Here is a 10,918-nt window from a genome sequence, read left to right as displayed (position 1 = left end):
CCTCACCGCCCAGCGCGCGGATCGTTTCCGCCGCCCGCCGCGCCCAGAGCGCGCCCAGGGAAACCGAAGGCGACCCCAGGGCCGCCCCCGCGCCGCCCCCGCCGAAGGCCTCCACGAGCACACTGCGGAGGAGCGCCGCGCTCCCCTTTTCCGCCGGAAGGTTCAGCACCGCACGGGAGAAGGGCTCCCAAAACCATTTCCGCGCCTCGGCCCCCTGCCCCAGCCGCGCCAGCATCGTCTCGACACTCTCATCCTTGTTGCCGGGGGCCGCCAGAAGGCGGAAAAGCCCCAATCCGATTTCGAGCCGGGAGCGAAGGCCGGGACCCCGCCACCTGAGCAGTGCCGCCAGCCGTGCAACCGAGCCGCCCCGGGCCGGAAACGCCAGCCGGGTCAGACACACCCCATCCGGCGCGGCCTGTCTGTAGGTGAGTGTGAGGGAAGCGTCGAACTTCAGATCGGCGGCGGCGCCAATCCGCCCCAGCAGATCGCGCCAGGCGGAGTTGGCGGCCATGAACAGATGCGGACCCCAGTCGAGTTCCTGCCCGCTGCCGGGCTCCCAAAAGCTCCGCGCACGACCCCCCAGGGCGGTGCCCGCTTCGAGGAGCACCACGCGCCGGCCAGCGCCGGCCAGCTCCAGGGCAGCGGCCACCCCGGCCGCGCCCCCCCCGATCACCACCGCCGGAGCACCCCCAGGACCCAAAGAGGACTCCCTCATCGCTCCATGAAGCAGCGAAAGGCCTCGCCGAGCTTCTTCCACCTCGACAGGCGCGCGCTTCCGCCCCACAGCGGAAAATTCGCCGCCTCCATCTCGTGCAGCAACCGGCGGTAGATACGCCCCATCAGCATGGCGGGGAAGAGGGCTTGCACATCCCCCCGGGGGAGCGCCGCATCCGCCTCCCGGTAGAAATCCTCCGCACGCGCCGCCTCGAAGCGCAAAAGCGCCAGAAGATTCTCCCCTCCTTCTCCATGGTGAATCTGCGCCTCGCTCACGCCGAACCTTTCCATATCCTCAAACGGCAGATACAGCCGCCCCATCTCCGCGTCCTCCTTCAGATCGCGGATGATGTTCGTCAGCTGGAGCGCTACCCCGAGGGTCTGCGCATAGCGGCGGGCGGCCGGCGTCTCGACGCCGAACACGCTCAGGCAGGCCAGCCCGACCGCAGAGGCGACCTTTTGGCAATACAGGTGCAGATCCTCGAAGGTGCGGTAGCGACGCCGCTCCAGGTCCATCTCCACTCCCTCGCACACCTCCCGGAGGTGCTCGATGGGAAGCCCGAATGCCTCGTTCGTCCAGGCGATCTCCTGCAGCACCGGGTGGGGAAAGGACCGTGCATCCATGCGTTCCAGCGCATCCTTCCAGATGGTAAGGCGCCCTCCCCTGTCCTCGCCGCCGCTGGGCGCGTCGGCAATATCGTCCACAAGGCGGCAACAGGCATAGATCGCATTGAGGGCCCTGCGCTTCTCCGGCGGGAGCGGGAGAAACGCATAGTAGAAGCTCGAGCGGCTCCGGCGCACAAGCCAGCGGCAAAACCGCTGATCGGCCGCCGCGTCCCGGGCCGGGTCCACCCGCGCCTCGAGGAATGAGAGGGGCGCAAAAGCCGCCGCCAAGGAGGCCGCCTTGTCCCGGAACCGAAGGCGCGGGGCCGCAGTGAGCACATCGTGGCCAGCGCGCTCGATGGCCTCAAGAGCCGCCACACCGCCCCGCCAGATGGCCCGCACCTCAAACGCCAGCGCGCCGGGGAGGCGCCGGAGCAGCGGAAGCCCCTCGGCGAACATCGCCCGCACGCGCCGGACCTGGAAAACCATCATCGCCCGGAAGGCCGGACCGGCCTCGCCCTCTCCCAGGACCGATTCGCTCACCCCAAACCGCCGGAGGTCTTCTTGGGGAATGTAGATTCTTCCCCGGTGAAAATCCTCCCGCACATCCTGCAGGTGGTTCACAATCTGAAGCGCCGAGCAGATGGCATCCGACCAGCGGAAGGCTTCCGCATCGCGGATCCCGTGCAGCATAAGGACGATACGACCGACCGGGTCGGCCGAGCGGCGGCAATAGTCGAGAAGGGCATCGAAGTCCGGATAGCGCGCAGTGTCGAGGTCTTGGCAGAAGGCGGAGAGCAGATCCCGGAAGGGTTTCAGCGGAAGCCGGTGCGCCCGGATGGTTTCGCCGAGGGCGGCAAAGACATCGCCTTCGCCCGCACCTTCGGCCGCGCGCTCGAGCATGCGCTCCCAGGCCTCCAGAGCCGCGCGCCGATCCGCGGCCGAGCCCGGGCCGTCGGCGATGTCGTCCGCACCTCGCGCAAACACATAGACCGCCGCCACGTGCGGGCGCACCCGCGCCGGAAGCAGCCGGGAAGCCACGGGAAAATTCTCGTAATGCGCGCGGGCGAGGCGCAGGCAGGCCCGGTAGGCATTCTCCACCTCCGGGCGGGAGCCATCCTGCGGCGCGGCGGCACCAGGCTTCGTTGGCTGTTCGGCGGCTCTCATTCGCGCGTTTTCCCACAGGAGCTTGAGCAGGGGGGCGTCGGCCGGGAGAAAAGAGAAATTCTCCAGCCGCTCGGGTGAAACCAATTCGTGCTCGGCCACGGCCCGGTTCCAGACCTCCCCCGAAAGCAGGCGGCATGAGAAAAACTGAAGATGGACGGTGCGCTCATCGTAGGCATGGCGGGTTTCCCAGAATTTGGAGGCCACGATGACCTCGATGCCGAGTTCTTCGCGAATCTCGCGGACCAGGGCCTCCTCGGGACTCTCCCCGCGCTCGATCTTTCCTCCCGGGAATTCCCAGAAACCGGCCATGTGTCCCCCGGCCGGACGGCGGCAGACGAGGTACTTTCCCTCGCGCTCGACGATTCCCGCGACCACGTCCACCGGAGATGAATACCGGTATGTCATTCTAGAGTGCCAGCGGGCGAAGGCAGCAAACGTAAATGGCGGGGTCCGAACCGGTGATTGCCTCCTCGATCGCCTTGTCTCCACCGAAGGAGACGCCCGCGATGTCCATTCCCGGATACTTCACATCCAGCCGATCGCCCCCAAAGGGCCAGGGCCGAACCTCCAGGATATCTTCTTCCACCGCCCGCACGGAAAGCCCGCTTTTCATTAATGGATGGATCTGCCCGACAGAGGGCATGATCTCGGGGGCGCGGCAAATCAGCAGCGAGAGCGTATCGCACGTCCGGAGAAGGAGCGCTGCGCTGTCCTTCCAGCGGGCGGCACGTTCGGCCAGCTGGGGCGAAAGTTCCTTCTGCCGGTTTTTTTCATGCTCCAGGAATTTCTGAAGGCGCTGCAAATCATCCGGCGGGGCGCCCTGTAATCCCGACTCCGCCAGGGAGGAGAAATGCGCACTCACCAGATAGCCCGCCAAGGAACTGCGCAGGGCGCAAAAGCGGATGCCCTCGGTCCATATCCCAACCATCTCTTCCACCATGACCCCGAAAAAGCTGAGGGGGCAGCCCGTCCTCAGATCCAGCTGCACTTTCGCGTCCGGCTTGCACCAGCCCACATCATGATTGTCGACGGCGAAATAAAACTCCTCGCGAAACTCCATCGCTGGAGATTCGATAAGTTCATCCAGGACCCAGCGGCGGGCGAGTGTTCCGGCCACGCGGGCATGATCATGCTGCGTGATCAGGCGGGTTTTCCCGGACATGGGACGAACGATCATGCTGCACTCCACGCAATCCATCTGCTGCAAGCCGGGGCGGGGCCCGGCGGTTTCCTATGCAACGACCCATCGTCCGTTCCCGAAAACCCCTTCTCCGGCACAGCCCCGAGGGCGGCGAACTGACACTATTGGTTTCGGCGAATGTACCAATACCCCCTGGGGCAGACAAGCTCCTGCCCGGGCAGACACGGCTCGGACGGGGGCATTTCTCCGCTCCCGGTCGTCCGCCTTGTTCCCGCGGGCCGGGCGTGATAGACGATTTCTCTTCGGGGCAAGAACCCGGCCGTCAGGCGGAACACCCGCGCGCAAGGATGGGAGAGCACCCTTGAAGCCAGCTTCGGACTCCATCGGAATCACGGAAACCCGGCATTTGGACCTTCCCGCCTCGTTTCAGACCCTCTCGGGCCGCTCGATTCCCGAAGTACGGGTGGCCTATGAAACCTACGGAAAACTGAATGCGGCCGGGGACAACGCCATCCTCGTTATCCACGCCCTGACCGGCGACGCCCACGCCGCCGGCTACCACAGCTCCTCGGACCTCCGGCCCGGCTGGTGGGACCCCATGATCGGCCCCGGCAAGGCGCTGGACACCAATAAATACTTTGTCGTCTGCCCGAATAACTTGGGCGGCTGCTCGGGCACAACCGGCCCCACCTCCATCAATCCCGGGACCGGCAAACCCTACGGGATGGACTTTCCGATCGTCACCGTCGAGGACACCGTCGAGGTGCAGCATCAGCTTCTCGATCTCCTGGGCGTCAAGCGCCTCCGCAGCGTCATCGGCGGCTCGCTTGCCGGGATGCAGACCCTCGAGTGGGGGCTGCGCTACAGCGATTTCTGCGACTCTGTCATTCCCGTCGCCGGTGCCGCGCGCCTCAATCCGATGGGCATCGCCTGGGACAAGATCGGCCGCTCGGCCATCATGTCGGACGCCGATTGGAAGGATGGAAACTACGAACCCGGAAAAGGGCCCGTTAAGGGTCTCGCCGTCGCCCGGATGCTCGCGCACATCACCTATCTCAGCAGCGGCATCATGTGGGAGAAGTTCGGCCGCGAGATCCGCGATCAGGAAAAAATTCTCGAGAAGATAGAGGCGCGCTTCGAGGTCGAGAGCTACCTCGATCACCAGGGAGGAAAATTTACCGAAAGGTTCGACGCAAACTCCTACATCTACCTCTCGCGGATGATGGACCTCTACGATGCGGCCCGGGGTTTCGCCAATCTGGACGAAGCGCTCGAGCGGCTGCGGACAAGGTGCGCCCTGATCTGCTTCATCTCGGACTGGCTCTATCCGCCGCATTGCAGTATCGAGATCGCCGAATCCCTCCATCGCCTCGGCCGGGAGGCCGAGCTGCACACGGTGGAATCCACCTACGGCCACGACGCCTTTATCGTGCAGTACGACCAGCTCACCCGCATCGTTGGCGACTTTCTCGCCCGCCTCGAGGCGGGCGGCCCACTCGGCATCCATGCACAGTCCATCCCCGCCGGAACGCGGCGGTTCGTCCTCGCCTTTCCCGCAAGCCAGGTGCAGCATCCGGTGCTCTGGGAGCTGGGCCAGAAATTCTCTTTCGCCATCAACATCATCCGCGGGGACGTGAGCTACGAATCGGGCTGGCAGCTCGTGGAATTCGGCGGGAAAGAGGATGAAATCCAGTCCGCCGTCCGTTATCTTCGCGAGCGGGGCGTCTGGGTGGACCCGGGCGGCATCACCCCTATCGACCACGATCGGGCCGAAGTAGTATAATCGCCCATCAAGTGAAATTTTCGCCGGCGGCCTCCGGCGGGACATCTCTATCAGAAAAAGGAAACCACATGAGCGAGTTGAAAGAGCCGATCATCGTCGTCAAGTACTCCGATTTCACCTGACCCTACTGCTACGTCGCCACCGTGGGTGGCACCCCGGTCCTCGAGCAGGACCCGGACGTTCAGGTCGAGTGGGTCAGCTGGGAGGGGCGCCCGCCCGGGCAGTCCTTCGCCGGCTACAACAAAGATCAAAAGATTGAGAACTACGAGAAAAACCACAAGCCCCTGGCCGCGAAGTACGACGTACCCATCCGGCCGGCGGGAAGCGACATGCGAACCACGAACGCCCACCTCGCCACCTTCTACGCGCGCGATAAGGGCAAATTCAAGGAATTCCGCGACCGGATCTACAAGGCCCGCTGGGTGGATGGCCTCGATCTCGAAAGCCCCGATGTCCTCGCCCGGTTGGGTGAAGAAGTCGGCCTCGACGGAAACGAGATCAAGAACGTCATCGCCGATGGGCGCTACCTCGGCTCATTGCACTCCCAGCGCGCCCAGGGCAAGAGCCTCGGCGTCTTCGGCATCCCCTCCTTCATCGTGGAAGGCAAAATCTTCTGGGGGGTGGATGTCATCGATGACGTGAAAGCCGAGGTGGAAAAAGTCCGGCAGGAGCGGCTCGCCAAACAGCGGGAAGAAGAAGAAAAGCAAAAGGCGAGCTAGGCCGAGGTCTCCGGGAGGCTGACCACCGCTTCTATCTCCAGGATGTCGTCCTCGTTGAGCGCCCGGACTTCCACGATAGTCCGCGTCGGAGGATTCGCACCGAAATACTCCTCGAAGAGGGCGTTCACCACCGGCCGATGCGCCTTCAGGTCGGTTACGTAGACCCCTGTCGAGAGAAAATCCGACATCGCGGCGCCCGCCGCCCCGGCGATTGCCTTGAGGTTCTCCATCGTCTGCCGCCCCCGCGCCTCGATGGTGGGGGCGGTGAGTTCGCCCGTCGCCGGGTCAATTCCCCTTTGTCCTGCAATAAAAAGAAAATTTCCGCTGCGGCGCGCCTGCACGAAGGGCCCCCGCGGCTTCGGCGCCTTGTCGGTATGAACGGTTTCGGGAGAGATCACGGGCAGGCTCTGTGAAGAAAGGGTCCAAATAATGCCAGCGGGAGCGGGGCCGGGCAGTCCCCCTATTTTTTCTTTCCGGAGGCTTCCGCCGGGAAAGCCACCTTGAGCCACTGCCGGGTCAGGAGAAGGGCCGAGTCGGCATCGCGGCCGGGGATGAACGCAATCGGCTCCTCCTGCGCTTGGCCCGACTTTTCAATCATGTAAACGTCCACCCCGTAGCCGTAGAGCTCATGCTCGCGGGGATTGAGATTGTATTTCACGCTGTTGTTTTCAACCTGCGGCATCCCAAAACCCTCTTCAGTTGGAAACCCGACGGAAGGCAGAAATTTCAACCCGGCAGACAAATCATAGCGGATGCGCCGCACCGGGGTAAAGTCCCGGCGGAGCCGGCGCGCTCCCATCTTGACCCCCCGGGAGGGGTATGCTAATGCCAAGGACTCGGGGCCGTTAGCTCAGCGGGAGAGCGCTGCCTTCACACGGCAGAAGTCGCAGGTTCAAATCCTGCACGGCCCACCATTTCCCGCCTGCTGGGCCCGCTTGCTGGGCTCGGCCACCCCCGAGCCCTCAAACGCCCCATTTTTTTCTCCCCGACCCTCATTTTTTCGGTGCGCGCCCGCGCTCAAGTGATACATTCCCTCAGATACTCCCTTTTCGGCCCCGCCTCACGGGGGGAACCGGGAGGGCCATTAACCGCGTGGGGATTTGTTTCCTCCTCCGCACTTGGACAAGGGAAAAAAAAGACGTGAACAACCCAAGCCAAACAGGAAAACCGAACCCTGCCCCGAAAGCGGGGAAGAGACAAAACCACTTTCTGGGACCGCTGGAAAATCTGGAAGCATATGTTCCGCCCGACTGGTGGCGCCGCATCTTCAACTCCCTCTACCTCAAAACCGACTCCGACGTGGTGGAAGACCCCACCATCACCCGCAGCGAGGTTGACTGGTTCTCCCAGCTCCTCAACCTGAGCCTCGATGAAAAAATCCTCGATTTGTGCTGCGGCCAGGGCCGCCACTCTCTCGAACTCGCCCGCCGGGGCTTTACCGAGGTGGAAGGGTTCGACCGCTCCCACTTCCTCATCCAGAAGGCCCGCTCGATTTCACGGAAGGAGGGACTCCCCATCCGTTTCCGGGAGGGGGACGCGCGTAAGCTCCCCTACCGGGCGGACTCCTTCCAAGCCCTTCTCATCCTGGGGAACAGCTTCGGCTATTTCGAAACCCCCGAGGAGGACGTGAATGTCCTGAAGGATGTCTTCCGCGTCCTTCGGCCGCAGGGCAAGCTGCTGATCGACATTTCCGACGGCGACTTCCTCCGCAAGAACTTCCAGGCCCGCACCTGGGAGTGGATAGACGCCAAGCACTTCGTTTGCCGCGAGCGGGCCCTTTCGGCTGACGGAAAGCGCCTCATCTCCCGGGAAGTCATCACCCACTCTGAAAAGGGCGTCCTCGCCGACCAGTTCTATGCCGAGCGCCTTTACGGAAAAATGGAGATCCAGGAACTGCTCCGCTCAATCGGCTTCAGCGACATCGTCGTCCACGGCAAGCTCGAAACCCCTTCCCAGCGGAACCAGGATCTCGGCATGATGGCCCAGCGGCTCATTCTCACCGCCACCGTGCGCAAGGACTGGTCCCCGGTCAAGACCCGCGCCAAGGTCGACAAGAAAACTGTGGCCGTCTACATGGGCGACCCGAAACGGCTCGATCCCCTGAAGCCCGACTCCGTCTTCGATGAAGACGACATCTACACCATCGATCGGCTCAAGGAGGCGCTCTACGACCTGAAGGGCTATCAGTTCACCTACCTGGACGACCATGCCCTGATGATTCAAGGGACTTCCAAGCTCAAGGGCAAGATCGATTTCGTCCTGAACCTGTGCGACGAAGGATTCGACAACAACCCCTTCAAGGAGCTCCACGTTCCCGCCCTGCTCGAGATAGCGGACATCCCCTTCACCGGGGCCGGCCCGCAGTGCCTCGCCTACTGCTATGACAAATCACTTGTCCGCGGCGTGGCCAAGGAAATGGACATCCCCGTCCCGGAGGCCTTCTTCGTCAATCCGGGCGCCAAGACGTTCGAAACCCCCTTTCCCTTCCCGATGATCCTCAAGCCGAACTTCGGGGATTCGAGCTTCGGCATCACCCAGAACAGCGTCGTCCACAACATCGAGCAACTCCTGAACGAGGTCATCCAGCTCCACAAAAAATTCGGCTACGACAAACCGATCCTGGTCGAACAGTACCTGACCGGAAACGACGTTACCCTGGGGATTATCGGAAACCCGGACGGAAACACGACCATCCTGCCCATCTGCGAGGAGGACTATTCCGATCTCCCCGCCGACCTGCCCCGCATCTGCGGCTACGAGGCCAAATGGGACCCGCAGTCGCCCTACGCGCGGATCAAGTCCATCCCGGCCAAATTGCCTCCGAATACCGAAAAACTCATGGCCGAAGCTTCCCTGAGGCTCTTCGAGCGCCTCGGCTGCCGCGACTACGCCCGCTTCGACTGGCGGCTTGACGCGGAGGGCACGCCCCGGCTCCTCGAGGTGAACCCCAACCCTGGCTGGTGTTGGGACGGAAAGTTCAATCTGATGGCCGGATACGCGGGCCTACGCTACGCGGATCTATTACGGCTCATTCTCGAAGCCGGGCAATCGCGTTACCGGTTTCAGGGCGAGGAAGAACCAGTGTAAGGCTGTGGTTGGCGTCACGTTCTGGCGCCATTCTTTCGCGGAAAGGACCGTGGTTCCTTGCCTTGTCGGCATCTGGCGATTCAGGCTGCCCGGACCAAGACCTGGCTGTCACTGCGGGCCCTCCCAGACGCAGCGAAGACCGACCCCCACGTTGCGCTTGTCAGGCTTGTTTCTCAGACGCGCGGATGTCCGCAGTACGGACGTATTCAGGAACCCTGACCCGCCGCCCGTCACCCGCGTCTGGCCGGACTTAGGCCCCTTGGGGTTGGCCAACGGGGAGTGCGAGTAGTAGCTTTCGTCGTACCAATCCTCGACCCACTCGTAGACGTTGCCCGAAGTGTCGAATAGGCCGAAACCGTTTGGCGGGAAACTGCCCGCGGGCGCGGTGTACATCCAATGGTCGCGGCCCCCTGAACGCCAGTAGTTCGCCTGTTCGTGGCTGAGGCTATCGCCCCAGGGATACTTCAAGGCGTCCATGTCGCCGCGCGCCGCGTACTCCCATTCCGCTTCGGTCGGTAAGCGCCCGCCTACCCATTCGCAGTAGGCTTGAGCTTCGTCCCAAGTCACCTTGACCATCGGATGGTTCTTCTTCCGCCAACTGTCATTGAAACCCGGCGCGGTGCCCTGTCCCGGCTCTGAGGGCATCGTCCGGGCCGTCGCCGCGGCGAAACGCTCGTAGGCGCCCACGGTCACTTCCGTGCGCCCCATCCAGAATCCTTGAGCGTCCCCGCTACTCGCCTCGCTTTGGCCCTCGCCTTGGCCAATGATGACGCGATGCCGGGGTCTCTCGTGGGCGTGGCATTCCATATCGCGCGGCACGCAGCCCATCGAAAAACTTCCCGGCGGGATACAGGTGTATTCCAGCCTGTCCTTGGGATTGATCTTGACCGGGAACGGCTTCTGCTCCGTTGCAGGCTTGAGGGTTAGAGAGACCTGACGATTCTTGGTCACTTCGGCCGGATCATCCGCGCATCGATCGAGTTGCTCATCGGTGCAGAGCCTTGTTCTATACTTCAGCCGATTGTCCATTTTGGCCGAGAGGATCTTGCCATTGGAAGGATCAACCTCGGAAACGATTTGAGTTCTTTCGCAACCCCAAATGGCCAGATAGCTGTCTTTTTGCCGCAGCACCGTCTGGAAGTTATTCGGAGTCCCGGCGCAGACCGGCTCCTCCATCCAAGGGCGGCGCATGGCAAGCGAAGGTTCCTGGGGAGGCAACAAGTCGGTCTGGTAGGTGACTCGTTCGGGATCGATCGAGACTAGTTTCAACTGAACGCTTGTGCGATCCTCGCCTACAACAAAACCTGGTTGATCGGACCAATCTCCATCGATCGGTTCGGCCCCGGAGTATGTGTCCCCGGCTTGGCGCACGCTGGTTGTTCCCGCACGCGGGCTCACCGCAAAGAAGAATGTGTAAAGGTCGGTGACCATCCCCAGCATGCTGGAGCCGCCATGGACCCGGACCGGCTTGAGTTCTCCATCGGGAGCGAGCGAGAGGGCATAAGGCGGCATTTCCCGCGCGAAAAACGTTTGATCGCCTAGTTCGCTTTCAGTGAGCTGAATCCATTGAACTCTCTCGTAGGAAACGCCTCGCTTCAGGAACGTTCGATGTTCCGAAACGCCCACAAGCTCGCCTTCACCGTTTTCAGCAAGAGCCCTCACCTCATAGTGGTCCACTTCGCCTTCTACATAGCGGCGGTTGTA

General features: G+C 62.8%; 8 protein-coding genes, 1 tRNA gene and 1 pseudogene. 4 read left to right on the top strand and 6 right to left on the bottom strand.

Annotated features, from left to right (window positions below):
• The 3 genes from O2807_05730 to O2807_05720 all read right to left on the bottom strand — a co-directional run.
• Window positions 1-700, bottom strand: a 700-nt coding sequence (locus O2807_05730) for an FAD-dependent oxidoreductase (protein ID MDA1000002.1), incomplete at its 3' end; no start/stop codon positions are given.
• 11 nt (window positions 701-711) lie between these two features.
• The gene (gene hpnC / locus O2807_05725; protein ID MDA1000001.1) at window positions 712-2,889 is read right to left on the bottom strand and encodes a squalene synthase HpnC; all 2,178 of its coding nucleotides are present in this window, start codon (window positions 2,887-2,889) and stop codon (window positions 712-714) included.
• 1 nt (window position 2,890) lies between these two features.
• Window positions 2,891-3,661 (bottom strand): DUF3891 family protein, encoded by a 771-nt coding sequence (locus O2807_05720; GenBank protein ID MDA1000000.1) that lies wholly within the window; start codon window positions 3,659-3,661, stop codon window positions 2,891-2,893.
• A 325-nt stretch (window positions 3,662-3,986) separates the two neighbouring features.
• Here O2807_05720 and O2807_05715 point away from each other — a divergent pair, with 325 nt between their 5' ends.
• Both O2807_05715 and O2807_05710 read left to right on the top strand, forming a co-directional pair.
• On the top strand, window positions 3,987-5,408 hold the full coding sequence (locus tag O2807_05715) for a homoserine O-acetyltransferase (GenBank protein ID MDA0999999.1): 1,422 nt from the start codon (window positions 3,987-3,989) through the stop codon (window positions 5,406-5,408).
• A gap of 137 nt (window positions 5,409-5,545) precedes the next feature.
• A pseudogene (locus O2807_05710) lies at window positions 5,546-6,127 on the top strand (DsbA family protein).
• Here O2807_05710 and O2807_05705 read toward each other — a convergent pair.
• Window positions 6,124-6,525, bottom strand: coding sequence for a Rid family hydrolase (locus O2807_05705; GenBank protein MDA0999998.1), 402 nt, complete (start codon window positions 6,523-6,525; stop codon window positions 6,124-6,126). The pseudogene O2807_05710 and the gene O2807_05705 sit on opposite strands and share 4 nt — an antisense overlap.
• Before the next feature lie 62 nt (window positions 6,526-6,587).
• Window positions 6,588-6,809 carry a hypothetical protein gene (locus O2807_05700; protein MDA0999997.1) on the bottom strand — a complete coding sequence of 74 codons (222 nt, stop codon included), beginning with the start codon at window positions 6,807-6,809 and terminating at the stop codon, window positions 6,588-6,590.
• 157 nt (window positions 6,810-6,966) lie between these two features.
• Here O2807_05700 and O2807_05695 point away from each other — a divergent pair.
• Window positions 6,967-7,041: transfer RNA gene (locus O2807_05695), tRNA-Val, on the top strand.
• A gap of 295 nt (window positions 7,042-7,336) precedes the next feature.
• A complete protein-coding gene (locus O2807_05690; GenBank protein MDA0999996.1) occupies window positions 7,337-9,214 on the top strand; it encodes a methyltransferase domain-containing protein in 1,878 nt (625 codons plus the stop codon).
• Window positions 9,215-9,322: 108 nt separating this feature from the next.
• On the opposite strand, the gene O2807_05685 is transcribed toward O2807_05690, so the two are convergent.
• On the bottom strand, window positions 9,323-10,918 hold a 1,596-nt coding region (locus tag O2807_05685), incomplete at its 5' end, for a formylglycine-generating enzyme family protein (GenBank protein ID MDA0999995.1).

This window comes from bacterium, assembly GCA_027622355.1.
GTDB lineage: Bacteria > UBA8248 > UBA8248 > UBA8248 > UBA8248 > JAQBZT01.
The sequence above is the reverse complement of the archived record's forward strand: the minus strand, read 5'-3'. Positions and strand labels throughout refer to the sequence as shown.

Coding starts and splice junctions, on each gene's coding strand:
- O2807_05700 (MDA0999997.1), bottom strand. CDS start 6,809: ATGCCGCAGGTTGAAAACAACAGCGTGAAATACAATCTCAATCCCCGC.
- hpnC (MDA1000001.1), bottom strand. CDS start 2,889: ATGACATACCGGTATTCATCTCCGGTGGACGTGGTCGCGGGAATCGTC.
- O2807_05720 (MDA1000000.1), bottom strand. CDS start 3,661: ATGATCGTTCGTCCCATGTCCGGGAAAACCCGCCTGATCACGCAGCAT.